This is a genomic window from Domibacillus antri (assembly GCF_001936625.1).
GTDB lineage: Bacteria > Bacillota > Bacilli > Bacillales > Domibacillaceae > Domibacillus > Domibacillus antri.
In genome coordinates this window covers 23,873-47,865 of the sequence record NZ_MSDU01000026.1, presented here as the reverse complement: position 1 = coordinate 47,865, position 23,993 = coordinate 23,873, and the positions used below count along the sequence as shown (strand labels likewise).

At 41.8% G+C, this 23,993-nt stretch carries 25 protein-coding genes, 1 other RNA gene and 1 pseudogene; 6 read left to right on the top strand and 21 right to left on the bottom strand.

Annotated features, from left to right (window positions below; translation table 11 throughout):
* Positions 1 to 124: 124 nt before the first annotated feature.
* The 3 genes from BTO30_RS11980 to BTO30_RS11970 form a co-directional block, all read right to left on the bottom strand.
* Positions 125 to 1,288: a substrate-binding domain-containing protein gene (locus tag BTO30_RS11980; protein WP_075398962.1), complete on the bottom strand. Its 1,164-nt coding sequence runs from the start codon at positions 1,286 to 1,288 to the stop codon at positions 125 to 127.
* 25 nt (positions 1,289 to 1,313) lie between these two features.
* A complete protein-coding gene (locus tag BTO30_RS11975) occupies positions 1,314 to 2,129 on the bottom strand; it encodes a sugar phosphate isomerase/epimerase family protein (protein WP_075398961.1) in 816 nt (271 codons plus the stop codon).
* 181 nt (positions 2,130 to 2,310) lie between these two features.
* The gene (locus BTO30_RS11970) at positions 2,311 to 3,318 is read right to left on the bottom strand and encodes a LacI family DNA-binding transcriptional regulator (protein ID WP_075398960.1); all 1,008 of its coding nucleotides are present in this window, start codon (positions 3,316 to 3,318) and stop codon (positions 2,311 to 2,313) included.
* 298 nt (positions 3,319 to 3,616) lie between these two features.
* Here BTO30_RS11970 and BTO30_RS11965 point away from each other — a divergent pair, with 298 nt between their 5' ends.
* Positions 3,617 to 3,847: a cold-shock protein gene (locus BTO30_RS11965; protein ID WP_075398959.1), complete on the top strand. Its 231-nt coding sequence runs from the start codon at positions 3,617 to 3,619 to the stop codon at positions 3,845 to 3,847.
* A 148-nt stretch (positions 3,848 to 3,995) separates the two neighbouring features.
* Here BTO30_RS11965 and BTO30_RS11960 read toward each other — a convergent pair whose 3' ends face one another.
* Positions 3,996 to 4,478, bottom strand: a complete 483-nt coding sequence (locus BTO30_RS11960; RefSeq protein ID WP_075398958.1) for a DUF456 domain-containing protein — start codon at positions 4,476 to 4,478, stop codon at positions 3,996 to 3,998.
* Between the two features lie 69 nt (positions 4,479 to 4,547).
* Between BTO30_RS11960 and BTO30_RS11955 the strand changes: the two genes are divergently transcribed.
* Complete coding sequence (locus BTO30_RS11955) at positions 4,548 to 4,925, top strand: nucleotide excision repair endonuclease (protein WP_075398957.1); 378 nt, start codon at positions 4,548 to 4,550, stop codon at positions 4,923 to 4,925.
* Here the strand turns inward: BTO30_RS11955 and BTO30_RS11950 are convergent.
* A complete protein-coding gene (locus BTO30_RS11950; protein ID WP_075398956.1) occupies positions 4,915 to 6,168 on the bottom strand; it encodes an ATP-binding protein in 1,254 nt (417 codons plus the stop codon). The genes BTO30_RS11955 and BTO30_RS11950 overlap by 11 nt on opposite strands.
* Positions 6,169 to 6,378: 210 nt before the next feature.
* On the opposite strand from BTO30_RS11950, the gene BTO30_RS11945 reads away from it, so the two are divergent.
* Positions 6,379 to 6,546 (top strand): aspartyl-phosphate phosphatase Spo0E family protein, encoded by a 168-nt coding sequence (locus tag BTO30_RS11945; protein WP_075398955.1) that lies wholly within the window; start codon positions 6,379 to 6,381, stop codon positions 6,544 to 6,546.
* Positions 6,547 to 6,856: 310 nt separating this feature from the next.
* Here the strand turns inward: BTO30_RS11945 and BTO30_RS11940 are convergent, their stop codons facing one another.
* The 3 genes from BTO30_RS11940 to ssrS all read right to left on the bottom strand — a co-directional run bounded on the left by BTO30_RS11940 (position 6,857) and on the right by ssrS (position 9,453).
* Positions 6,857 to 8,548 carry a methyl-accepting chemotaxis protein gene (locus tag BTO30_RS11940; protein ID WP_075398954.1) on the bottom strand — a complete coding sequence of 564 codons (1,692 nt, stop codon included), beginning with the start codon at positions 8,546 to 8,548 and terminating at the stop codon, positions 6,857 to 6,859.
* 349 nt (positions 8,549 to 8,897) lie between these two features.
* Positions 8,898 to 9,137 carry a phage holin gene (locus BTO30_RS11935; protein WP_075398953.1) on the bottom strand — a complete coding sequence of 80 codons (240 nt, stop codon included), beginning with the start codon at positions 9,135 to 9,137 and terminating at the stop codon, positions 8,898 to 8,900.
* A 117-nt stretch (positions 9,138 to 9,254) separates the two neighbouring features.
* Positions 9,255 to 9,453: non-coding RNA, 6S RNA (gene ssrS, locus BTO30_RS11930), on the bottom strand.
* Between the two features lie 108 nt (positions 9,454 to 9,561).
* Here ssrS and BTO30_RS11925 point away from each other — a divergent pair.
* A complete protein-coding gene (locus tag BTO30_RS11925) occupies positions 9,562 to 10,545 on the top strand; it encodes an LLM class flavin-dependent oxidoreductase (RefSeq protein WP_075398952.1) in 984 nt (327 codons plus the stop codon).
* A gap of 93 nt (positions 10,546 to 10,638) precedes the next feature.
* Here BTO30_RS11925 and ppnP read toward each other — a convergent pair whose 3' ends face one another.
* The 3 genes from ppnP to asnB form a co-directional block, all read right to left on the bottom strand.
* Positions 10,639 to 10,953, bottom strand: coding sequence for a pyrimidine/purine nucleoside phosphorylase (gene ppnP, locus BTO30_RS11920; protein WP_075398966.1), 315 nt, complete (start codon positions 10,951 to 10,953; stop codon positions 10,639 to 10,641).
* 136 nt (positions 10,954 to 11,089) lie between these two features.
* Positions 11,090 to 11,389, bottom strand: a complete 300-nt coding sequence (locus BTO30_RS11915) for a hypothetical protein (RefSeq protein ID WP_075398951.1) — start codon at positions 11,387 to 11,389, stop codon at positions 11,090 to 11,092.
* A gap of 58 nt (positions 11,390 to 11,447) precedes the next feature.
* On the bottom strand, positions 11,448 to 13,283 hold the full coding sequence (gene asnB / locus BTO30_RS11910; protein ID WP_075398965.1) for an asparagine synthase (glutamine-hydrolyzing): 1,836 nt from the start codon (positions 13,281 to 13,283) through the stop codon (positions 11,448 to 11,450).
* Positions 13,284 to 13,440: 157 nt separating this feature from the next.
* Here asnB and BTO30_RS11905 point away from each other — a divergent pair, with 157 nt between their 5' ends.
* On the top strand, positions 13,441 to 13,857 hold the full coding sequence (locus BTO30_RS11905) for a hypothetical protein (protein ID WP_143331959.1): 417 nt from the start codon (positions 13,441 to 13,443) through the stop codon (positions 13,855 to 13,857).
* A 130-nt stretch (positions 13,858 to 13,987) separates the two neighbouring features.
* Here BTO30_RS11905 and BTO30_RS11900 read toward each other — a convergent pair whose 3' ends face one another.
* The 4 genes from BTO30_RS11900 to BTO30_RS17410 all read right to left on the bottom strand — a co-directional run bounded on the left by BTO30_RS11900 (position 13,988) and on the right by BTO30_RS17410 (position 16,562).
* Positions 13,988 to 14,464 carry a glutathione peroxidase gene (locus BTO30_RS11900; RefSeq protein WP_075398949.1) on the bottom strand — a complete coding sequence of 159 codons (477 nt, stop codon included), beginning with the start codon at positions 14,462 to 14,464 and terminating at the stop codon, positions 13,988 to 13,990.
* Between the two features lie 31 nt (positions 14,465 to 14,495).
* Positions 14,496 to 15,143, bottom strand: a complete 648-nt coding sequence (locus BTO30_RS11895; protein ID WP_075398948.1) for a TerD family protein — start codon at positions 15,141 to 15,143, stop codon at positions 14,496 to 14,498.
* 257 nt (positions 15,144 to 15,400) lie between these two features.
* The gene (locus BTO30_RS11890) at positions 15,401 to 16,234 is read right to left on the bottom strand and encodes a GDSL-type esterase/lipase family protein (protein ID WP_075398947.1); all 834 of its coding nucleotides are present in this window, start codon (positions 16,232 to 16,234) and stop codon (positions 15,401 to 15,403) included.
* 154 nt (positions 16,235 to 16,388) lie between these two features.
* On the bottom strand, positions 16,389 to 16,562 hold the full coding sequence (locus tag BTO30_RS17410) for a hypothetical protein (protein ID WP_169829355.1): 174 nt from the start codon (positions 16,560 to 16,562) through the stop codon (positions 16,389 to 16,391).
* 121 nt (positions 16,563 to 16,683) lie between these two features.
* Between BTO30_RS17410 and BTO30_RS16890 the strand changes: the two are divergent.
* Positions 16,684 to 17,558, top strand: a pseudogene (locus tag BTO30_RS16890) (potassium transporter TrkG); the annotation flags it as partial.
* Positions 17,559 to 17,673: 115 nt separating this feature from the next.
* Here the strand turns inward: BTO30_RS16890 and BTO30_RS11865 are convergent.
* From BTO30_RS11865 to desA, 6 genes are all read right to left on the bottom strand, one after another.
* A complete protein-coding gene (locus tag BTO30_RS11865) occupies positions 17,674 to 18,543 on the bottom strand; it encodes a VCBS repeat-containing protein (protein ID WP_143331960.1) in 870 nt (289 codons plus the stop codon).
* Positions 18,544 to 19,445: 902 nt separating this feature from the next.
* Complete coding sequence (locus BTO30_RS11860; RefSeq protein WP_075398943.1) at positions 19,446 to 20,213, bottom strand: TerC family protein; 768 nt, start codon at positions 20,211 to 20,213, stop codon at positions 19,446 to 19,448.
* A 38-nt stretch (positions 20,214 to 20,251) separates the two neighbouring features.
* Positions 20,252 to 20,638 (bottom strand): sporulation protein, encoded by a 387-nt coding sequence (locus BTO30_RS11855; RefSeq protein WP_075398942.1) that lies wholly within the window; start codon positions 20,636 to 20,638, stop codon positions 20,252 to 20,254.
* A 407-nt stretch (positions 20,639 to 21,045) separates the two neighbouring features.
* Entirely contained in the window at positions 21,046 to 21,645 is a 600-nt protein-coding gene (locus BTO30_RS11850; protein WP_075398941.1) for a response regulator transcription factor, read from the bottom strand.
* Entirely contained in the window at positions 21,642 to 22,775 is a 1,134-nt protein-coding gene (locus tag BTO30_RS11845) for a sensor histidine kinase (RefSeq protein WP_075398940.1), read from the bottom strand. The genes BTO30_RS11850 and BTO30_RS11845 overlap by 4 nt, the downstream gene beginning before the upstream one ends.
* A gap of 96 nt (positions 22,776 to 22,871) precedes the next feature.
* Positions 22,872 to 23,894 (bottom strand): Delta(5) desaturase DesA, encoded by a 1,023-nt coding sequence (desA, locus tag BTO30_RS11840; RefSeq protein WP_075398939.1) that lies wholly within the window; start codon positions 23,892 to 23,894, stop codon positions 22,872 to 22,874.
* Between the last annotated feature and the right edge of the window lie 99 nt (positions 23,895 to 23,993).

Below are 23,993 nucleotides of genomic sequence, written 5' to 3'. Positions count from 1 at the left end.
TGGCCAGAAAAACATTGGCATACCCGCATAAGCCAGTGCATGTGCTTTCCCCATAAATCCTCCGCCGATCATTCCTACGTTTAACTTTTTCATTTTATAGTCCTCCTATAATTTGTGTAGTGAATTATTTCATTGCATTTTGAATAAGCTCTGGCACATCTTGCCGGTAGACGAGGTTCCATGATTCAGCCAAGTTATCTTTTGTTACTTGTACAGCTGGAGTTGTCACATAGGATGGTGCTTCTTTTCCAAGCAGAGCATATCCGGCCAGTATCGCTTCCGCAATTCCTTGGTCATATGGAAGCTGTGCACCAAGCCCTTTTACTGTGCCACCAGATGCCATTTCCAATCCGACATTTGTCCCTAAGTCTGTAGTCGTAATGACAAGGTCATCCCTTCCAGCTGTACGGGCAGCAGCTACAACACCTTCACCCGGCACATCCCAAATGGCAAATATTCCATCCAGGTCCCGATGCTGTGTCAACATCGCAGACGCTACTTTTTCTCCATCATTAGGGCTTGTTATGCCGCCATGTGCAACAATTTCAATGTCAGGATATTTCGTTTTTATTGTTTCTTCAAAAGCAGTTTGACGCTGTTTTGTTACGAAGAAATCCGCGTCGTGGAACACAACTCCGATTTTTCCTTTACCGTCAAGCTCTTTCGCCATTACTTCGGCCGCTTCTACGCCATTGCCATAGTTATCGCCAGAAACAATGCTGACAAAATCCTTTCCAGGTTCAAGCCCTTCCGCTGTTCCATCCATAAAGACTAATTTAATTCCTGCATCAGCTGCTTTTTTGTAGGCAGATGCTGTTGAAACCGGATCTACCGGAACACTGACAATAACATCCGGTTTTTTTGCAATAACCGTTTCGATATCTGACACTTGCTTTTCTGCTTTAAATTGCGCATCTGTTGTCGCAATGACTTCGATACCCATCCGCTCAAAGCTCGCTTTCAATGCATCTGTCTGTGCTGTCATGTAATCCGTTCCAGAGTAATGCATGACAAGTGCAGCTGTATAATTACCTTCTTTTATCTTGGCAATATCGTCTTCTGTTAATTCCAATGTTTTAGCTGAAACTGCATCTTCACCAAATGGTCCAGTACCTAAAATTTCCTTATCCTCAATTTCAGGATTAATCGTTAATGAACCGGTATCCGGAATTTCTACCGGCTTGTTTGCCGGCTCTGCATCATTTGAAGCATTTTGTCCTCCGCAAGCTGCCAGCACAAGACTTCCACTTAACAGCATAGCTGTTAATAACGAAGATTTTCTTTTCATATAACCTTCCCCCTGTTCATGATGTTTATTTTTTATTTTCAAAAGCAGATAAATAACTGCGGCTGATTTCGGCTCCTTTTTTCGGAACGTCGTAACTATCAAGCTCAACGACAATCCAATCATCGTAACCAGCTTCATCAAGAAGGCGGATCATTTCATCAAATTTTTGATTTCCTTCCCCTAATGGAAGAAACTCGCCGTTTTTGTAATCTTTAAAATGAATGTAATGAATACGGTCTGCATATTTACGGATAACTTCAACCGGATCACCTCCGCCTGCTTCAATATGAGCTGTATCCGGACACAAGCCAATGTCTGTAAGAGGCATAAGCTTGTCCAATTGATCCGGTGCCTGAACGCAAGTACCCAAATGCGGGTGGTATGTTGGAATAAGATTATGTTTTTCCGCAATCGCTTTCACCTTATTCAACGCTTCTCCCAAATCCTTGTAATCGCTTTCTCTTATACCACCAGAGCGAACAGCTCCTCCGCCAATCACTAAGTGTCTCGCTCCAAACTCTGCAGAAAGTGCAGCCACTTCTTCAATTTTGGCTAATTCTTCTTCCAAAACATCAGGATAAATGAAATTTCCGCCTGTATATACTCCGATTAAAGTTAAATCGTATTGCGTCAATAACGCTTTAAAACCTTCTTTATTATTTTGATATTGCATCAGGTTCCCATCGAAAATTTCAAATCCTTTATATCCCGCTTCGGAGATTTCTTTCAATGCTTCTTCAGTAGATCCATTTGCAAGGTAGTAAAGATCTTTAATTGACGTAACGCCGGCAGGGTGACCAACCACTCCGCCCCATGTATTGGTTTGATAGCCAAGTTTCATTGTTAATTGCCTCCGTTTCGAAAGTATAATGTCTATTTGAATCGGTTTGTCAATGATGGAAACCCATCACCTCCTCAAATATTCCTGGTGGAAAAAGCCTATTATTTGTAATCGATTACATATATTCCTTAAAAAGATTCCTCTCTTAACGCTGTGTATATCTTCAACTCGAAATGATCGCTTAGAGAGGATTATTATTGCTTACGCATGATTGACGCTCAATCAGTTTGTCTTCCAATATATACTGATTTCGTGTTAGTTCATCTTCATTTATTAATTTCAAGAGTAATTCCATCGCTGTTGTTCCTATTTCAAACGTTGGCTGTGAAATCGTTGTTAAAGGCGGCTCAAAAATCGACGAAAATTCGATATCATCAAAACCAATGACCGAAATATCTTCAGGAACGCGCATCCTTCTGTCTTTAACCGCTTTCACTGCACCGAATGCCATCTCATCATTTGCTGCAAATACCGCAGTCGGCGGATTGCTTAATGCCAAAAACTTCAGCATCATGTTATATCCACTGTCATAAGTGAAGTTTCCTTCCTGGACTAAAGATGGCTCAACAGGAAGGTCGTGTCTCGCCATCGCCTGTGAAAAGCCTTTCAATCGATCCCGTCCGAGGACAACATTCAACGGTCCTGTAATCATGCCGATTTTTTTATGTCCCAAAGAAATTAAATATTCCGTTGCTTTCCTTGCACCGCTGATATTATCAATAGATACAGTCGGGATTGTTGAACCTTCAATGTACTCACATGCAAGGACGAGCGGATAATCAAGCGCGAACTCTTCAATCAGGCTGGTCTCCATTCTTGCGGTCAACAGGACGATTCCATCCGCCTGTTTCTGTCGTAAGACATTTAAAAACTCACCCTCCCGCGCCACGTCATTGCCGGCATCTCCGAGAAGTACTTTATACCCTTTTGACACGGCAACATATTCAATACCTCTTAATACTTTGGAAAAGAAGGTATTCGTAATATCCGGCACAATTACCAAGATTGTTTTTGTTTCCAATTTTCTGAGCTGACGGGCTAAAACATTCGGCTGATATTTTAATTCATGAATCGCTTTCATAACTTTCATCGATGTTTCTTCTTTGACAGCCTCAGGTCTGCTGATGACTCTCGAAACTGTTGCAGTCGAAACATTCGCTTTCTTCGCCACATCTTTAATGCTCACCATAGAGGCTCTCTCATTTCTTAATTAATATTTAGTTTGTAACCTGATTGTAATCGATTACATTCTAAATATCAATACTTAAGTGAAAAAATTTTTAGAAAAGAGGACCCGGAGAAAATGGACTTGCCTATACATCTGGATAACGCGCAAAAATTATTGTATACGATTACAAATGAAAAGGCAATTCATTTTCTTAGCTGTTTTTAATTAAACTTCCCAAAAAATTAATATTCCTGTATTATTCCTGCCTAAAATGTGAGACAATAGGAACGAATGACAAATTTAACCCGGGGGTGACGTTATGTCTTATTACAGCAAAAATCGCACCGAGCCATTGCCAAACGTCGATATTGAGACGTGGGAGTGTTCATCGGACGACTGCAATGGCTGGATGAGAAAGAACTTTTCAGAAGATAATTCGCCGTCGTGCCCATTTTGTGGAAGTGAGATGAAAAACGGAACCCGTTTCACGAATTCCCTGCAAAACAATACATTTCGTAAACCGGCTGAAGCCGAACAAAAAAAAGCGTGATTCCCTTCTTGGGAATCCGCTTTTTCTGCTTTTCACATCTTGCAGCCATTTTTTTCTCGAAAAATCCAGGACGCAAATTATTCTTTGAAGCAATTGATTGTACAAATGAAGGAAAGGACAGATCTGATCATAAAAATCCTAACGTCATTTACATGAACGTTTCAATAAAAAACCAGCATATCATGATTAGTTGAATAACGACTTTTGCCAGTGTCCCGCTTAAAAAAGCAACAAGCGTTGCGTAAGCCGCCAGAAATGCTCTTTTCACATTTTTTTGAATGATTAATTCCGTCACCAGCACAGCTGCAAAAGGAACAACGATAATCCCAAACGGCGGAATAATAAAAGAGCCGGCGATAATCGCTATAACTCCCACCCATTCTCCCCATTGTGATCCACCGTACTTTTTTACAAAATAGCTGTTGACAAGGAAATCAGCAGCAAAAATGAGAACAGTAAATAGAAGCATGCCGATCCAGAAAATAGCAGACAGTTCTTCTTTGCTGATGCCGAAATAAAAAAGAGCGAACCCCGCCCATAAAACAAGCACAGATGGCACAATCGGAAAAACAAACCCAATGAAGCTGGTAATGAATAATAAAATAATTCCCGTCCAAACTAAAATAGACACCCACCATCTCCCCTTTCTCTGTTATGATAGCATTGTATCATTATGCGAAAGAATAGGAAGTGATTGAATTTGATTAAAATTGACATGCCGAATGCCGACTTCATTTTAACAAGAAAACGAAATCCGGAAGATACGAGCGAAGCCCCGATTGCCCGAGAGTACGGATTTACGGATTATCATAAAATTCCGCGAGATAAAGCAGGGATTTTTATGTTTTATGATGCAGACGATAACCTGCTGTTTGTCGGAAAAGCACGCAAATTACGCATGCGCATCCGCAAACATTTTGAAGACAACGTGTCTGACATTAAAAATCACCGCGATGATGTACATAAAATTGTCGTCTGCATAGTGGACAGCCCGATGGAACGTGACATTTACGAAACGTATATCATTAATACCCTACATGCGAAATATAACACGGAAAAAGCATTTTTCAAATCATAATGGCAGTGCCCGGCATGTCAACAGCCGGGTTTTTTTGTGTTGGCAAAACGATTTCCACAGTCGTCCCTTCGCCTACTTTGCTGAAAATATTTAATTCCCCTCCATGATTTTCAATAATTTTGCAGCATGTCATTAACCCGAGCCCTGTCCCTTTTTCTTTTGTCGTATAAAATGGTTCACCAAGCTTTGGCATCCTGTCTTCGGGGATACCGATCCCTTCGTCTAAAACATAAAGCGCTACTTTACCACCTTTATGTTTCATATCGACTTTAATATCGCCGCCGGCCGGCATCGCTTCAATCGCATTTTTCAACAAGTTAATAAACACTTGTTTTAATTGGTTTTCTTCACAAAAAACGGTTGGAATGTCTGGTTCAAACGCCACTGAGATAAGGACATTTTCCATCACCGCCTGTGAATTGATCAGTGCGACAACATCCTGCAGCAACGGCTTTAAATCCTGTTCTTTATACAAAACGTCAATCGGCTTTGACAGTCCTAAAAGCTCGCTGACGATCAGATTAATCCGGTCGAGCTCCGTCAGCATAATATCAAAATACTCCTGCTTGTGCTCATCCTGCATGCGGGATAACTGAATAAATCCTTTCAATGATGTAAGCGGATTTCGGATTTCATGGGCAATCCCGGCCGCAAGCTGTCCTACAATAGCCAGCTTTTCTGATTTTTGCAAAAGACGTGCCGTTTGTTCTTTCTGTTCCGTCAAATCTTTTATAATAGATAATACGGCCTCTCCCCCTTCAAAAACGATATAAAGTGATGACACTTCACAAGCAATGACCTTCCCATCAAGCCTTTTTAGCTCTTTTTCTGATTGCATAACCGGCTGCTTTTCTTTATATACTTCTTCAATATGCTGTGTCGACAGCTGCTGATAATCGGCAAGAATGAACGAAAAAACAGATCGTCCGATTACTTCATTTTTTTCTTGAGCTGCCAGCATGATTTCCGCTGCTTTATTTACATAAAGAATTTTTTCATTTGTATAAATCATCACTGCTTCCGGCAGCAGCTCCACAAGCTGTTTATAGCTTTCCGCACTTTCCTTTCGCAGCTTTACATCGAATTTAGCCCGATCATACTGCCAGCCTAAAAAGAAAACAACCATTGTAAACGATAAAACATCTACTATTTCTTTCTGAAATGGATCATCAAAAAATTGTATTTGAAAAAATGTATAGATCACAGCAATGATTCCCGTCGCAATTCTCCCTGTTTTTTTCATCGTCATTCCCTTTTCATTTGTCATAATTCTTTATTATTTTACTGCACTTAAAAAGCGAAGCCAATCAATTCCGTCCCCGAAATCTCGACAAGTATGTATGGTTATAAGAACTTTTGTCGAATCTATTTCTTGATCGTGTAAAATCTCCTATACTACTCCCTGTTGCGTTTTCAAGCAGTATGAATATTATATTTTTGGAGGTTCTTATTCATGAATAATCATGAAAGCTTTGATGAATTAATGGTGCAAATCAAAACAGTACGCAAGTTAATGATTTCCACCGGAACAACAAAAGGACTTGATCATATTGAGACTATTCAACATAGTCAGCGGCTTGACAAGTTAATGAATCAGTATCAATTCCAAAATAAGCTTTAATTCAAATAGTTTGTTTCATTGAATTGGTAATGATTTCTTGAGATAAAAAAGGAGGGGGCCCATAAGTTGCCAATGTAGGGTCAGATTTTTCACCATTTTGGCTGGATAAACGAATATCTCAACTGAATTCAACTTCATTTAGGACGGATTACTCCGCCATCGAAATAAAAAGGAGATGTCTCGATATATTCTTGAGACATCTCCTTCCTTAATTGATATAAATGCCATACAAACGAAGATCAGGCATGAATAATTTGCTAAATTGGACAATCAGTCAATGAAAATCACGTTCATGCTGTGTTTCCCTTTTTTACACTTTAAATTTGCTGACCAGCGCTTGTAAATTCATCGCCATTTCAGCCAGCACATTTGATGCGGATGATATTTCTTCCATCGAAGCCATCTGCTCTTCTGTGGAGGCCGCTACACTTTGCGTATGAATCGAAGCTTCTTTTGAAACTGTCGTAATGTTCGTAACCGTGGCTGATAATTCCTGTGCACTGGCGGAAATTTGCTGGGCTGTTGCTGCCATATCATCAATTTGAGTACCGATTTGATCCATGGACTGTATAATTTCGGTAAATCTTTTTTCCGTTTCCCCGACGATATCCAGACCTTCTTTTACTTCTGTTTTCACTCGATTAATGGCCAGATTGGAACGGCCCATATTCACTTGAATTTCTTTTATCAGCTCAGAAATTTGCGTAGAGGACTGCTGCGATTGTTCGGCCAGTTTGCGAACTTCATCCGCCACTACTGCAAATCCTTTTCCCTGCTCCCCTGCCCGTGCCGCTTCAATGGCGGCATTGAGCGCCAGCAAATTCGTCTGATTCGCAATATCGGTAATCACTTTGGAAATTTCACCAATCTCCTGCGATCGTGTATCCAAAAGCTTGATCGCCTCTCCGCTTTCGTTAACCGAACGATCGATGGTTTCCATTTGAAGAGCTGTTTTCCCGACAAATTCTCCTCCTGTTTTTGCCTGTTCCGCCGTTTTTGAACCCGCTTCTGCAATCGTATTTGAATTTTCAGCAATGCTGCCGACTGCGAGTGACACTTCTTCCAGTGATTTCGCGCTTTCTTCTAAACTGGATGTCGTATTTTCAGCACCGTTCGCAATGTGCTGAACAGATTCCGTAATCTCTTCCGTCGCCCGGCTTGTCTGCTCCGCACTGGCAGTTAGTTGCTCGGATGAAGCCGCTACCTGTTCGGATGTTTGTAACACTTCCATAATCATTGTCCGCAAGCTTTCCCTCGTCGAATTGTAACTGTTGGCAAGATCCGTCAGTTCATCTCCTGCATGATCCTTCACCTCTGTGGTAAAATCCCCGTTTCCAGCTTTGTCGAGCGCTGTTGAAATGGCTGTTAACCGCTTTTTTAATCTTCGTGTGAACCATAAAATGACGAGAGATGCTAAGAGAATAATCACCAACAAGACAACCAAAAATATTTTTAAGAAACCGGAAATGGTTTGATCAATAATTTGCTGCGATGCGCCCACATAAAAGATCCCGATTTCCTCTCCGGCGCTGTCTTTTAACGGCATATAGGTTGTTTGATACCAGTTTCCCGCAACTTCTGCTTCACCATAATAATTTTCACCCTTTTCGAGCACCGCCTGTTCCACTTCTGGTGAAACTGCTGTTCCGATCGCCCTTTCCCCGTCCGTCATAACATTGGTTGCAATGCGGGTATTTCCCTGGAAAATAGTGACCGTATCGCCTGTATCTTCCCCGATTTTATCAACCGTTTCAAAATTTTCATTCATAACCGTATCGCCTTTATAAAGCTGGCCGTCTTTAATGGCCCATTCTCCCGGAAATTTATTGTCAATGTAACGATATGCCAGGCTAAGATCTCCTTTTGCCTTTTCAACCGCAAATTGCTTGATTCCGGCACCAACTTGCTGAATGACCACAGCTCCGACGATTATTGATAAGAACAAAATAATACCAATAACCATTAAATTGATCTTTGCGCCTAATTTTAATTTTCTATTCATAAATAATCCGGCCCTCCTTGTTCTTTTATTCGACTTCATCCGACACAAACTATGCTTGTTTAAAGTATACAAGCTTTTCTTACCTTATTACATCCTATATTTAAATTTGCTGACAAGATTTTGTAAGTACAACGATGCCGGCGAAGGATAAAATATCCTCGAATAAATGACTTTCCAAACTCATCCTCTAGGTTCTGTTTCACTTTAATCAATTTTTAAAATTCAAAAATCATTCACCTATAATTAACATTTTTTACATTTGTTATATTTCGTATGTTTAAAAAGGAAATTTATAATAATAAAAATACACAGCAGAATGGAGCCTGCCGTGTATATTACGCTGCTTTTATCACTTCAATCCTTTTTGTTTCAACACTTCTTTTTGCTTCCGGGCTTTCTTGCTGACATACGTATTTTTCCAAACTGCGTACAGGTTAATGAATAGTGCGCCGGCTGCACTGGAAAGCATTATAAACGCATCGATGCTTTTTGGTGTAAACCAGTCAAATGAGACACCGATTGTGCCAAGGAACAAGAAAAGAGAAGTCAGAAAACCTCCCAATAGCGTAACAATATCCCTTTTCATCATTTGTTCCCCCCTCTTTGTTATATATATGAGTCCCGATCTTGTAACATGTATGTGGGAACAGCGTTTCGAAAACAAAAAAATCAGCCCCAAAAGGAACTGATTTAGAAGGTCATAATGACGAAAGCCGCCTTTGCCGTATTCATTTTATAAAAAAGTTTTAAACCACCACTCCTCAAAGTGGGTGTCCGCAAAAACGTTCCTGCCTGTCCCCCTTGTCGTATCGACAGAGGCATGTCATTCCCGTTCTTATTTAAAACTCCCGATTACAGCTTAAAGGTTAAAACTTAATTATTCATTACGTACAACGCAGCTTGTATGAGTATACTACTCCATTTGATGATGTAAATCAAGTCATTTTATTTTGCCCCACGAAGTATTCCTGCTACACTTATACAAACCATACATAGAAAGAAGTGTAACCACTATGTCCATCAAATACTCCGTTCTTGACCTGTCCCCCATTACAGCAGGCGGAACACCTTCCGACTCTTTCCGCAACACGGCTGACCTTGCTCAGCATGCCGAAAAGTGGGGCTATAATCGATACTGGCTCGCTGAGCACCATAATATGCCGGGCATCGCAAGCTCCGCTACTGCCGTTGTCATCGGACATGTTGCTGCGGCTACAAAAACAATCCGCGTGGGCTCAGGCGGCATCATGCTGCCGAATCATTCGCCTCTTGTGATTGCGGAACAATTTGGAACGCTTGAATTTTTGTTTCCAGGCCGCATTGACCTCGGTCTCGGCCGCGCACCGGGAACAGATCAAGTCACAATGCGGGCCCTTCGACGCGACAGCCGGAGTGACGGTCACGATTTTCCTGACCAGCTGGCGGAACTTTGCGCTTATTTTGAACTGGGAAGAAAGCCGGTCCGGGCAATCCCAGGCGAGGGGTTGAACGTGCCGATCTGGCTGCTGGGTTCAAGCGGCTTCAGCGCCCAGCTGGCCGGACAGCTTGGTTTGCCTTTTTCATTTGCGAGCCATTTCTCACCTGATAACACTCTGCCGGCGCTCTCTTTATATCGCCGTCACTTTCAGCCGTCAGACGTGCTTGACAAACCTTATGCGATGCTCGGCGTAAATATTATTGCCGCTGACACAGACGAAGAAGCACAACACTTAGCCACGTCAATGCAGCAGCATTCCCTTAATCTAATCCGTAATAACCCGATACCGCTGCAGCCGCCCGTTGACAATATGGACAAGTTATGGAATGAGTTTGAAAAAGCGACTTTACAGCAAAAATTCTCCATGGCCATCATCGGCAGCCCCGAAACGGTTAAACACAAACTGGATGCATTTATTCAAGAAACAGAAGCGGATGAAATTATGGTTAATGCTCAAATATTTGATCATGAAGCGCGCCTTCACTCTTTTGAAATTGTGGCGGATTTACTGCAGCATTAATGTGTTTTGGAGCCGGCTTCATCGGCTCCTTTTTTCTTTTATAACACGAAAAAGAACACTTCCGAAGAAATGTTCTCATACACTGCTTATGTATTACTCATTCAAATATGAACAGCAATAATCAGTTGTTGTATGTACTTTTAATTGGAAGGTCTCATTGGCCGGGACATAAAAAACACCGCTTCCTTCGATCGTTTTCCAATCCTGACCCGTCAATTTATAGTCAAGCTTTCCAGCCAAGATATCCATTTCTTCTTTTAAATCCGTTGAAAATTCATATTCTCCGGGCAGCATAATACCTAGTGTTTTTTTCGTCCCATCCGGAAATAAAACGGTCCGGCTCGTTACTTTTCCGTCAAAATAAATATTCGCTTTCTTGATAATACTTACATTTTGCAATTGTGTCATTTCTTTCATCCTCTCCAGTTATTCACCTAATTTACCACAAAATATTATCAGATAAAACAGAAATTTTCGAATCCCTTCCTCTCAACGAAAAAAGACCCCCTTCCGAAGAAGCGAGCCCCTTGAAACATCTATTCGGTCATTCACTGTGTATATCAAATGTAATATCTTGATTCCGGTGGTCAATGCTTGCGACACTGTAAAAACGGTCATCCGCTTGAACCGCATCAGGCGTTTCGAATTTATAGTATGTCTTTTGCCGGTCCTTTCTATCTGCCAAATATCGGTCAGATACCATGTCATAAAACTTTGACGACTCACCGCATTTTATATGAAAGTGAGTGCCTTCTCCGATGTTCAATTCTTCCTCGAACAATTCGCCTTGCTTCCACTCACCGTGTCCACTTCGATAAACACACTTCATTTTGTTCGTTTTCATTGTCAGCACTCCTTCCTTGTTTGTTATTATATTCCCCGATTTGCCGGAAGAAAACATCTTAATTGTCACATAATCTTACATTGTATTCTTCAAACCACATATTCATTTGAATAAAATACGCCATCAGTTGCGGCCCTGTCATAAGCTGACCAAACCATGGAACCTGAAATGATGTTCCTCCTGAATCCACCATTTCTTGTAATATTTCACGCGAGAAAAATTCAAGAAGCGGCGAGTCTTTTGATAAAATCTCCCTCAGCATTCGGCTGACCAATGCTGTGTAGTCCGGATGATGCGTCTTCGGATATGGACTTTTTTTACGGTACAGCACATCATCAGGCAGCAGTCCATTAAGAGCCTTCCTTAAAATACCTTTTTCCCGTCCATCCGCCATTTTCATTTCCCACGGAATATTCCATGCATACTCAACCAGCCGGTGATCAGCAAACGGCACTCTGACTTCAAGTCCTGCGCCCATACTCATCCGGTCTTTCCTCTCTAGAAGCGACGCCATAAATGAAACCATATTTACATAAAACATCTCCCGGCGCCGATTCTCCATCATACTCTCTCCATCAAGCCGGGGTGTTTCAGCGGCCATATCGTCATACCGCTCCTGCACATACTCTTCTAACGGAAGGACTTTCTGCCATTTTTCGTTCAACAAGCGTTTCTTTTCAGGCAGAGACCTCATCCATGGAAATCCATTTGCATTTAACAGCTCCTCCCTGTAAAACCATGGATAGCCGCCAAAAATCTCATCCGCGCATTCACCGGACAGCCCGACCGTAAAGTCATGCTTAATTTCCTCACAAAACCACAATAATGAAGAATCCACATCTGCCATACCCGGCAAATCACGTGCGATCATCGCTTCTTTCAGCTTTTCCGCAAGCGTGTTTTGACCTATAACCGCAGTATGATGAACGGAACCCGTATATTTTTGCATTCTTTCGATCCATGGATGGTCTTCACCAGGTTGAAATAGACTTTGTTTAAAAAAACGGCTGTTTTCTTCATATTCAATCGAATACGTATGGAGCGGTCCCCGGCTATTTTCACGAAAGAAATCGGCCGCAAAAACACTGATAGCACTCGAATCCACACCGCCGGACAAAAATGTACAAACCGGTACATCCGCCGTCAACTGCCGCTCAACCGCATCCTTTAGCAAAAAACGGACATGTTCTGCTGTTTCATCGAGTGAATGAGTATGTTCACTGCTTTTGACATTCCAATACCTCCAAATAGTCAAGCCGCTCTTGTTATATGTCAACGCATGTGCTGCCCTCAATTCCTTGATTTCTTTAATCACCCCGTTTCCCGGCGTTCGCCCGGGACCGAGCGCAATCAACTCCATCAGTCCGGCGCGGTCCACTTCCGCCTTCACATCTCGATGTGCAAGCAGTGATTTTATCTCTGAACCGAATAAAAAAGACCCCTTCGATTCCTTAAAAAAAAGCGGCTTTACACCTAATCGATCCCTTGCCATAAAAAGCTCCTGTCTGGTTTCATCCCAGACGCCGAATGCAAAAATTCCATTCAAATGATATACACACTGTTCCCTCCATTCCATAAAAGCCGTTAACAGCACTTCTGTATCAGAATGCCCTTGAAACGTATATCCTTTTGTGAGCAGCTCCTTCATGATCTCTTCTGTGTTATACAGCTCGCCATTGTAGGCAATGGTATATTGATTCCGTGTCATCGGCTGCGCACCGCCCGCCGGATCTACAACAACAAGACGCGTATGACCAAATGCCGCATGGCGCGCTGTCCATATACGAAAATCGTCCGGCCCGCGCTTTTTTAAAGTCGCTGCCATGTTTGCGACGTTTCCTTTTTCTTTCGTCAAATCCCGGTGATAATCCACCCATCCGGTTATTCCGCACATGCCCATCACCCTTTCCTGCATTAATGTATTCATGAGGAAAGACGGCCATTACAATGAAAATTCTATCTGTCACATTTGCCCGATCCATGTTAGAATGTGAAGGACTTCTATCTTGCGCCGCTGGACAACCATCCAATCCCCGGGAGATGAAACCACAATGGAAAAAAATGACCTCAAATTTATGCTGCAATCCGTCTTAAAGGAAGCTATTGACCCGCTATATCACCGTTTGGAAATAATGGATCAGCGTATTAGTGAAATGGATAAACGCATGGAAAAACGTTTTTCGCAAATTGATGAACAGCTTTTACACATCGACGAACGTTTTTCTCAAATCGATGAACGTTTCTCGCAAATTGACGAACGTTTCTTACAGATCGATGAGCGCTTCTCGCAATTGGATGAACACCTCTTACAAATGGATGACCGCTTGACTAACCTTGAAAATAAAGTGGACATGATCCACCAGCAAACAGCTTATAATACTGAACAAGGGGCGGTTGTTCTTGATTTATCAACGCGTGTCAGTGACATTGAAACCGAGATCCGCATCATTAAAAAAGCCATTTCATAACAAAAAAGCGCTGGAGTGTAAAGTGCCCCGGCGCTTTTTAATTTGTTCTCTCCGTTTTCAGTGCAGCTCATGTCTAAGACTCATGTACCACTCTTATTCTTCGGATTGCCTCTGACAAAATGTGACTGAATTATAGGACGTTTTTCAAATCCGCTTCTATTTTTTCCGGATCGGTTGTTGGCGCGTACCGCTCAACAACCTGTCCATCACGGTCCACTAAAAATTTTGTGAAATTCCACTTGATTTTTTTCGATAAAAGGCCTTTTTTTTCTGTCGTTAAATAGTTGAACAATGGATCTGCATTTTCACCGTTCACGTCGACTTTCGCAAACATTGGAAACGTGACGCCATAATTTACACGGCAAAATTCCGTCGTTTTTTCAATGTCATCAAACTCTTGATTATTAAACTGATCACACGGAAATCCAAGTACTGTCAAACCCTGATCTTTATATTTTTCATATAGTGACTGAAGCCCGGCAAATTGTGGCGTGAATCCGCATTTACTTGCCGTATTCACAATGATCAACAGCTTGCCTTCGTATTCTTTCAGCGCTGCCATTTCACCATTCGGTTTTTTTACATGAAACTCATATACACTTGTCATCTATAGCCCTCCTATCAACATGAAACCAATCTTAGAAAAATGGCTTTTTTACGTGCAGCGGAGATAATTTAGTCATCGCTTCTTTTTTTGTAAAAAAGGAGGCTGGCAGTTCATTTATACCGTATTCTCTGCACAAAGAAAAAAGCCCTCCATCAATGCTCTTTCCTAACGCCGAAAATACCCAGCCATTCTTTGTCCGATACACTTCACCAGCGACAATTGCTGTCTCGCCTGCAAAATCCTTTCCCAATTCGTATCGGTACATTTCTTGTTTTGTATCTTCATTTACAATACGTACAAACGCATCTTTCATTTCACCAAATGTTTGGCCGCGCTCATCCGCATCATGAACAACAATTGCCGCCACTACTTTGTCGATGAATCCGGGTACATGAGACAGTTGAAGGAACAATTCTTCATCATCACCCGTTCCTGCGCCTGTTTGATTATCATTTGATAAAACAACCGCACCGTCCAGCGCCGTCAACTGATTATAAAAAACGATATGTTCAGGAGAACGGACAACGCCATCATCATCAACTAATAAGGCCACAATATCTAAGTCGTATCGGGGTGTCATATCTTTGCTTATATCCCATCCAAGCCCAAGACGTATAGATGTCCGGATCGAAGACTGTTTCGTCAAATCCACTTTCTGTCCTTTCACGAGTTTTATCAAATTGACTCCTCCTAAATAAGGAATAGATTCTTAAATGCCGAAAAATGGCGGAAAATGAAATGAAAACTCATCAAATCCTCCATTGATTAAATCGTATCATAGAGCAGGTGCCTCTTCAATTTTAAAACCATCTGTTCCTTCTGCTGCAAATCCTGATTTTCATAAGATGAATAAAAGACGATCATACTTCATAATCATTTTTAAGAAAAGCCAAAAACCTCCAAAACCCATAAAAAAAGCCACCTGTGCAGGTGGTCTTAAGGCTGTTCAGATAATGTTCTTGTATCCTCTCTAAATTGACTCAGCATTTGTTTAGAAATGGCACTGTACCCCATCGCACTGGGATGAACGCCGTCAAAAGCCAGATTTTGCGGCTTCTCGCTATTGATAACGGCGGTTGTCTCAATGACCACGGCATGATCCAGCTTCTCCGCCATCTGATACAGTTTCAAGTTCCATTTAGGAAGGACTGTATCAGCTATCGAATAAAACTCACTGCTTTTATCGAGCGGGTTATACAACTCCAATAAAAGCACCGTTGCTTCCGGATTAAGTGTCGTAATGCGGTTCATTATACCAGACAAATTTTGATCGAAGTTCGTTTGAAGTGCATCAAACGACTTCACCGCTTCATAAAAACCTTTTTCAAAGCCGAGGCGCAAAATATCATTTCCGCCAATATTGATGGTGATAATATCCGCATTCTTGATTTTCTCGTCAAATGCCCCTTCTTGAACCAATTCGTTCAATTCGCCGCTTGTGATCTCGTTAATTCCCTCATTTTGATAAAAAACTTCTTTTTGTATGTCCTCCTCCAGATTGACTGAAAATGATTTAACTAAATTGTCATTCGGATTCGCACCGTAGCCTTTTATAATTGAATCGCCAAGAGCCAGATGATGAATGATTGGTTTATCTACAGATCGATAATACTCCAGATACGAAACTTCGTATGCGCTTGCCCATGCAGGCGAATCGGATGCTGTTTCATTTTTCATCTGATTGATTTGATACTGTGGATAATAAATCCAAATAGAAAGACCTAACACGACTGCTGCCAACAGACCCAGTATAGATGCAAAGACCTTCATCTTCCTTGCTCTCTTCCTCCTTTTCTATATAAATACATCAAAGTATAGCCACTTAAACACGACATTAAACGTTGTTCAAAAAAGAGCTTCTTTCACATTAGTGTAACAAGAAATTACCTATTCGTCTTACATGAAGATGAAGCTGCCAGCCATTTTATTTTTTCAGGACCGCAAAGCTTCTGATCATGGAACCAATAAACATCACGCCCGCTCCCCCAAGCAACATAATAAAAAAAGTATCTTTGCTGATCATCTGTAACGGATATAGAACACTGCCTAAAATAGAGAGCGCCCCCAGACCCGATAGCATCCAACCTAATTTTTTCATCCTGAACCCGTCCTTTCCTGTCATTCTTTATTTTCATTATACATTCATTTCCCGTCATGAAGATTCAGGAATCCCTCATTTTTGTGAATGTTTAACGATGGCTGGGGCACAATAGACTGCAGGAAAAAGCATTTCCTTAAAAGAAAGGCTGCTGCTCCGGGAAACAATCAGCAGTTTATCAACGGCGGGCATTATCAAACTGGTCAGACGAATTGTCATTTTTACGGCTGTTATTGAAATCACCGGAGGAATCATTTTATCCATTCGTTTTGCTATGGATATGCCGGTTCGAAAAGCGATTTATTATGGATTTTTTCATGCGGTTTCAAACTTTAATAATGCCGGTTTCGACCTAATGGGAGAGTATCGAAGCCTCACGCTTTATGCAGAAGATCCAATTATCACGATCATCGTATGTGCATTAATCATATCGGGCGGTATCGGGTTTATTGTCATGAATGAACTTTTCGAATTACGTGAAACCCGCCGATTATCATTACATACAAAAGTTGTTCTCGTCACGAGCGTTGCTTTAACGCTTGGCGGTATGATCTTCATTTTCCTGTTGGAGTTCGGAAATCCGAAAACATTGCATCCTTTATCTTTTCACGGAAAAATCTTGGCGGCGTTGTATCAATCCCTTTTGACACGATTTATAAAGCGCTGACCGTTACGGTAAGCAGTTTATTTCTTGTTGTCACCACCATGCTGCTGACGATTACGGAAAGCGGACAAGATTTTTTATTGATTTTATTCGAAGCCGTTTCTGCCTCTTCCACTGTCGGCTTGTCTATGGGATTACCCCCTTATTTGTCACCAGCCGGGCGCCTTCTCATTACTTTTGCCATGTTTGCAGGACGATTAGGGTCTTTAACAATTGCCTATGCCATTGCGGCCAAAAAAGATCCCGATGCTTTCCGTTATCCGAAAGGAAAAATGAAAATCTGTAATTGCGGTCATGCATCAGGGAGAAATTATTTTAACTCCTCCGGCTGAACAAGTGATTTATGAGCATGATATATTAATCGTCATTGGAAAAAATGAAGATTTGTCGGTATTGGCGAATGTAGAATGAAGGGGGCGATTTCTTTTTAATCCCTGTTTATTTTATTTAAAAGCTTTTGTGTGCATCAAAATCCTGGCCAAAAATCGCCACATTTTGCCGTGCGGATATAAATTCTCTGCCGTTCCATTTCAGCACGTTCTCCACATAACAGAGCCAGTCTGCATTATATCTCCCGGCGATGTTTTGATACGCGTTGAGTTCATAAATGCCATCCCGTTCAAAATCAACAGGATACAATCCCGACAATGGAGATACCCAACCACGTATCGGCTCTTTCAGCGTACCATCACCGTTGTAGATCTCCACTAAATAGTCATCGCCTTTAAAGGTCAAATCAATGGCGTATTTCTTCTTTTGATTCAAACTCGTCACGTTTGCTTTATAGTGATTTTTGTACGTCACATCATATTGATCCTGTTTGTTAAATACTTCTGAATCAAAAATTTGCTGAAAAACGCCGTTCATAAATGAAAAGACATACGCATAAATGAGTCCCTCGCTCCCGCCTGTATTAATGACGATAAGAATATCGTTCATCTTATTACCGGTAAAATCCCCAAGAAAGATGGTCGGATTATAACCGGCATTTTCTTTTAAGAAAATCTTTTCATATTGGTTTGTCCGGCCATTGCGTATGACAAGGGTGATATTTTGCCAAAAAGGACTGTCCGGCGTTTTGTCTGCTGTCAAATATACCGTGTCAATGGTGCCGTCACCTGTAACATCTCCGCGCTTCACATCTACGACTGTATTATGTTCTGCCTGCAGCTGCCGTTTCATCTCAAGCAGTCTTTCTTTGGAGGGATAAGGCGTTTGGGAGGACAGTGCTTTATGGATGGATGTTAACGCCTGTTCCAGCATCCCTGCTTTCATTTGCGCATATGCCAAATAATACCAATATACAGGTGAATCCATCTCTTGAAGCAGCGATGTATAGTAATTTGCCGCTTTCTTAAAATAATAAGGATAGACGTCTTTTGCCTCCACAAGTTCATTCTCACTCCAGCGGAATACATCTATTTGATAGGCATTTCCCGTATCATGCTGCCAAAGCGCAATCTCATATTTGCCGTCTCTTTCCGCCCCCTCTTTCATCTCTTCCACTTCCAGTTTGCTGTATAGCTGTTTGTAGGGAGCCACATGCCGAAAACCTTCCGGAGTCCAATGCAGCAAGTCAAGCTTAGACCAAATACCGGCTGCCTGCCAGCCAATCATTAATGTATTGATTGTACTATCAATAATAGGAGCGGCAGTTAAATCGGTCATGTTATACCCGCTTCCTTTCGTGTGAGCCACCTGATACCATGTATGATAATATCTTTTTAAAATAACGACGTAATTTTCACCGTGATCCTTATAGCCCCCCACTAATTCCATCCGCCCATCTCCATCTAAATCAGACAATAAAACCGCAGGGCATTTGACAGGCTGCTGCAGCTCTAAAACCTCTGCCCCCTTAGGCAAAAACTCCTTCAATACACAAACATAATCCGTCACTGTTCGCTTCACACCACGCACCTCACTTGCATTTATTCTCAACAAACCATTTTATGCAAGTGTTTATGGATGGTGACAATGCCACAGAAGGCTGTCCTCTATGAAAAGGCCGAATTCTGAACGATTTAGGCAGATTTATTAACAGAAAAGCCGGATTTTTCCTCATGAAGGCCGAATTAACGGGAATTCGGCCCAAACGTCAAAAAAACCGACCCAAAACCTGAAAATCCGGCCCAAACTGCAAGAAATCCGGCCATAGAAACAAAAAAAGCTGTCTCCATGATTTTTTGAGACAGCTCCTGTATTAAACAGCATATTGTTTATTCTTGAGGCTCACTCTTCTCTTTTGATAAGAACCAGCCTCCTAAAGCGATCAGGATCAGCACAGCATAGAACGTGATTTTCCATTCAGGCGATTTTGCAAACCCGTACGGTAATACAGAAACCTCCGGATGGGATAACGTAAAAACGGCTAATTTGACTCCAACCCAGCCAACGATTAAGAATGCCGCAATTTCGAGACCAGGTTTCTTTTGAAGCAATCTTACAAAGAAATGAGCCGCAAAGCGCATAATAATTAAACCGATCATACCTCCGGCAAAAATGACGAGAAAATGGCCGCCGTCCATACCGCCAATTTTCGGGAGATTTGTTTCCGGAAGCGTAACCGCTAATACGACAGCCGCCAAAATAGAGTCAACCGCAAAAGCGATATCCGCCAGTTCAATCTTGAAAACCGTTCCCCAAAAGCCTGATTTTTTCTTTTCGTCTGCTTCTTGTGTTTTTTCTTTTCCCTTATGAATCAGAAGTTTTCGAACAATATGATTGATGGCAATAAACAGAAGGTAGAGAGCGCCAATCGCTTGAACCTGCCAAACGTTGACGAGGAACGAAATCGCAAACAATGATGCGAAACGGAAAACAAACGCCCCTGCCAGTCCATAAAATAATGCTTTCTTTCGTTCTTCTTCTGGCAGATGCTTCACCATAATCGCTAATACCAGCGCATTATCGGCTGCTAAAAGACCTTCCAGTGCGATTAAAAGAAGCAGCACCCACGCGTATTCTAATAAAACTGTCCATTCCATATAAAAAAATCCTCCTTTTTACTGTACCGATATTCTTATCACGAAATAATTTGGATGATATCCTGATCCTTGCTTTCTATTCCTTTATCAAACGTGAGCTTCGTTTTAAAACGGTAAGATTTTTTATTCAATGCCGGGACGGATTCCGGAAGCCTGAACGTAAGCGGTATTTGATTCGTTTCTTCTGAGAGAATCATCTTTGATGTTAATATCGTTATCGTATCAACCACTTTTTCTGTCCCGTCCGTTTCGTCAATCATGACTAGATCACACTCAACCCGTTTAATATGCTGTTCAATCGTTCCTCCTTCGATTAAGAAATGTCCTTTAATTTGTTCACCCGGCTTATATGATTCCTTAGGAAGAATAAGATCTACTCTCGCCGAGCCAATCCCTAACAGTGACAAATATTTTCTTAGTATCATGGAACACACCCTCCTCATTAATTAGAAACATTCATTTTATAGCTGGTTTTTCATTTTCCCTCGTTCTGCCTGTCTTCCTCACATTTTACATAAAGAACAAAAAACCTTTACCGGCATAGGTAAAGGTTTTTTCTACAAATAAAGACCTTTACCAGAGGTAAAGGTCTCGCTAACAGCATTATGCTGCCAACAAAGCCGAGAGTAAAAAACTCCGAAATGACGACTTTGTTGTAAAAGCTACTCCCCTTTAGGAGAAATATTCAACTATGTGGATTAATCATATGATAAGTTTATGGAATTGTCAATTTGTTTCTTTAATCAATTGAAAGTATTATGATGCCCCTTTCCCGGGAAAATCAGCAAAGACGAAAAGCCGCCTGCGATACGTACAGACAGCTTTTCGTCTTTTACTTAAACCATCCCTTTTCTTTTGATTGGGAAATGGCTTCGATCCGGTTTTTCACTTCAAGCTTTTCAAAAATAGTGGAAATATAGTTTCGGACTGTGCCCGTTTTGATGTTCAATTCTTCCGCGATTTCTTTTGTATTTTTCCCGTCGGCGACGAGTGCTAATACGTCTTTTTCCCGATCTGTCAGCGGATTTTCTTCGCTGTAAAAATCGTCCATCAGTTCAGGGGCATACACACGCCTGCCGGCCATGACACTGCGGATGGAGCTGGCAAGTTCTTCGCTCGGGCTGTCTTTTAACAAATAACCGCTCACTTTCGCTTTTATGGCACGCTGAAAATAACCGGTCCGGGCAAATGTCGTTAAAATGATTACTTTACAGTCGCAGTCCTTTAATTCTTCCGCTGCCTCAAGTCCCGATTTTAACGGCATTTCAATATCCATCATGCATACATCGGGGTTCAGCTTCCGGACAAGTTCCACGGCTTCTTCCCCGTTCGCTGCCTGCCCGATCACTTCCATATCTTCTTCTAAGCTGAGCAGGGATCCCAGCGCACCGAGCAGCATCCGCTGGTCTTCCGCAATCACAATCCGAATCATTTCACTACCTCCTCATCGCGCTGTTTCACATCATTGGGCACGTTCATTATCACCGTCGTTCCATTGTTTGAACGAATATCCAAGCTCCCATTTACAAATTCCAGGCGCTCTCTCATTCCAAGCAGACCGCTTCCTTTTCCAAGATCATGACGGTCCATTCCAATCCCGTCATCTTTTACTGTCATCCGAATCCCTTCTTCTGACTGCTCGATGCTAATATGACAGGAAAAAGCCTGGCTATGCTTGACGACATTTGTCACCGCTTCTTTCATGCACATGCTTAGAACGTTTTCCGCAAACAGTGACACGTTGGATAACGCAAATTCATCTTCGCCGGTATATTCGATCTGCGCCGCTTTCAAAATCTGCTTTACAAGAACAATTTCTTCATTTAACCGAATTCCCCGCATGGAAGAAACTAAATTTCTGACTTCATTTAACGCCGTTCTGGCTGTTTGCTGCACGTCTATCAATTCCTCTTTCGCCTTCTCGGGATCTTTTTGAATCAGCTTTCTCGCCAAGTCGCTCTTTAAGCCGATAAGAGAAAGCTTTTGTCCAAGTGTATCGTGAAGATCGCGGGCGATGCGCTGCCGTTCTTCCTGCTTGACGAGTTCCGAAATCCGATTATTCGCCATCTGCAGCTCTTCTTCCAGCTTCTCCTGCTTTTTCCGGTTATACAAATTGATCGGAAGTAAAATGACACTGATAAAGACGATCACAATAAACGGAATCTGCTGAATAAATAACGGGTCCTGCAGCACAATATTATAATTAATCGAAAAGATCGTGCCAACTAAATGAATAACGTAAAGCGTAATAAAAGCGGCCCGGCTTTTCATGCTGCCGTTATAATACGCGATATAAAAAGCAAAATAAATGAACTGAAACAAAATCGTCATCATAATCGAAATGCCGACCAATATGCATATCCAGACGTAAATCGGCCAATTTTTAGAAATAAAAGCAAAACGATAACTGATAAAAAAGAGAATGGTCAGCGAAATGCCAACAACAATTTCAATCGTCGACGAAGATTGAAAAATAAAATAAAAAGGCAAAAAACTTAAAATACTCCATATGTATGGAGAAAGGCCCGAACTTTTTTGGAGCATCGTCCATCTTTTTTTCATACTCTACCTTCTTTAAACATATTCTTCCTTCTTATTTTAACACAGCCTTCAGGCAAAAAAACCATGCTTCCGAAAAAACGGAAACATGGTTTTTTGTTATGAAATGGAGCTGTACGGACGTTTTACAGCATGCTGCTTTGCTTCTTTAAACGTGACGAACTTATCACTTTTCTCGTCCCACAAACGGAATTTCAGCGATTGAATACTCGTCCAGAGCGTAATGGTCGGCACGTTTTGCAGCGGCTCCGCGTTATAATGTGCCGCTTCTAATTGATAATTGGGCACCCGCGGGCTTAAATGATGTACGTGGTGGAAACCGATGTTGCCGGTAATCCATTGTAGCGGCTTCGGAAGCTTGTAAAACGAGCTCCCTTCTACCGCTGCCTTCACATAACTCCACCGTTCGTCTTCTTCAAAGTACGAATCCTCGAATGTATGCTGTACATAAAATAACCAGACACCGATTGAACCGGCAATCCAAAACATCGGTCCGTGCACAAGCAGGAATGACTGCCAGCCAATCGCCCAGCAAAGCAGTGCAGCACCGGCTGCAATCAAAAGGTTCGTTAAATACGTATTCAAGCGTTCTTTCTTACGGGCGCCTTTAACGTTAAAACGATTCGTAATGAGGAACACCCAAATCGGGCCGATCACGAACATCACAAATGGGTTCCGGTATAAGCGGTACGCAAGCTTCGTTTTGAACGGAGCCGCATAATATTCTTCGACCGTCATCATCCACATATCGCCCGTTCCGCGTTTGTCTAAATTACTGCTCGTCGCGTGATGCACATTATGGCTGTGCTGCCACTGATCGTAAGGGAAAAACGTTAACACGCCTGTCATCGTTCCAACAATGCGGTTCCATTTCCGATTTTTAAAGAACGAGTGATGACAGCAGTCGTGAAAAATAATAAAGATCCGCGTAATAAATCCTGCTCCGATCACGGCGAGACCTAACGTCAAAAAGTAGGAAACAGACAGGCTTTGATACGCGAGATACCAGATAAAAATAAATGGCACAATGGTGTTTATCAGCTGAAAGATGCTCTTTTTTGTATTTGATTTTTCATAAGGGGCAACTTGTTTCCTCAAAATTTTTGAGTTCTCTTTACTCATAGTGTATTTCCCTTCGTTATTTGATGTATCTCATTATATCGAAGGGAATTTCACTTGTGCAGTAGCACCCGTCACGCCCAGAGTATGACAAGTGTCATA

Bases quoted from the DNA above. Each gene is read 5' to 3' on its own strand.
- BTO30_RS11945 (WP_075398955.1), top strand. From the start codon at position 6,379: ATGAATAATCATGAAAGCTTTGATGAATTAATGGTGCAAATCAAAACA.
- BTO30_RS11860 (WP_075398943.1), bottom strand. From the start codon at position 20,213: ATGGAATGGACAGTTTTATTAGAATACGCGTGGGTGCTGCTTCTTTTA.
- BTO30_RS11845 (WP_075398940.1), bottom strand. From the start codon at position 22,775: ATGAAAAAAAGATGGACGATGCTCCAAAAAAGTTCGGGCCTTTCTCCA.
- BTO30_RS11865 (WP_143331960.1), bottom strand. From the start codon at position 18,543: ATGGATTCACCTGTATATTGGTATTATTTGGCATATGCGCAAATGAAA.
- BTO30_RS11915 (WP_075398951.1), bottom strand. From the start codon at position 11,389: ATGAAAACGAACAAAATGAAGTGTGTTTATCGAAGTGGACACGGTGAG.
- BTO30_RS11925 (WP_075398952.1), top strand. From the start codon at position 9,562: ATGTCCATCAAATACTCCGTTCTTGACCTGTCCCCCATTACAGCAGGC.
- BTO30_RS11950 (WP_075398956.1), bottom strand. From the start codon at position 6,168: ATGAAAAAAACAGGGAGAATTGCGACGGGAATCATTGCTGTGATCTAT.
- BTO30_RS11970 (WP_075398960.1), bottom strand. From the start codon at position 3,318: ATGGTGAGCATTAAAGATGTGGCGAAGAAAGCGAATGTTTCGACTGCA.
- BTO30_RS11850 (WP_075398941.1), bottom strand. From the start codon at position 21,645: ATGATTCGGATTGTGATTGCGGAAGACCAGCGGATGCTGCTCGGTGCG.
- BTO30_RS11940 (WP_075398954.1), bottom strand. From the start codon at position 8,548: ATGAATAGAAAATTAAAATTAGGCGCAAAGATCAATTTAATGGTTATT.
- BTO30_RS11965 (WP_075398959.1), top strand. From the start codon at position 3,617: ATGTCTTATTACAGCAAAAATCGCACCGAGCCATTGCCAAACGTCGAT.
- BTO30_RS11900 (WP_075398949.1), bottom strand. From the start codon at position 14,464: ATGACAAGTGTATATGAGTTTCATGTAAAAAAACCGAATGGTGAAATG.
- BTO30_RS11890 (WP_075398947.1), bottom strand. From the start codon at position 16,234: ATGAAGGTCTTTGCATCTATACTGGGTCTGTTGGCAGCAGTCGTGTTA.
- BTO30_RS11980 (WP_075398962.1), bottom strand. From the start codon at position 1,288: ATGAAAAGAAAATCTTCGTTATTAACAGCTATGCTGTTAAGTGGAAGT.
- BTO30_RS17410 (WP_169829355.1), bottom strand. From the start codon at position 16,562: ATGAAAAAATTAGGTTGGATGCTATCGGGTCTGGGGGCGCTCTCTATT.
- BTO30_RS11935 (WP_075398953.1), bottom strand. From the start codon at position 9,137: ATGATGAAAAGGGATATTGTTACGCTATTGGGAGGTTTTCTGACTTCT.
- BTO30_RS11905 (WP_143331959.1), top strand. From the start codon at position 13,441: ATGGAAAAAAATGACCTCAAATTTATGCTGCAATCCGTCTTAAAGGAA.
- ppnP (WP_075398966.1), bottom strand. From the start codon at position 10,953: ATGACACAATTGCAAAATGTAAGTATTATCAAGAAAGCGAATATTTAT.
- asnB (WP_075398965.1), bottom strand. From the start codon at position 13,283: ATGTGCGGAATAACCGGATGGGTGGATTATCACCGGGATTTGACGAAA.
- BTO30_RS11975 (WP_075398961.1), bottom strand. From the start codon at position 2,129: ATGAAACTTGGCTATCAAACCAATACATGGGGCGGAGTGGTTGGTCAC.
- desA (WP_075398939.1), bottom strand. From the start codon at position 23,894: ATGAGTAAAGAGAACTCAAAAATTTTGAGGAAACAAGTTGCCCCTTAT.
- BTO30_RS11855 (WP_075398942.1), bottom strand. From the start codon at position 20,638: ATGATACTAAGAAAATATTTGTCACTGTTAGGGATTGGCTCGGCGAGA.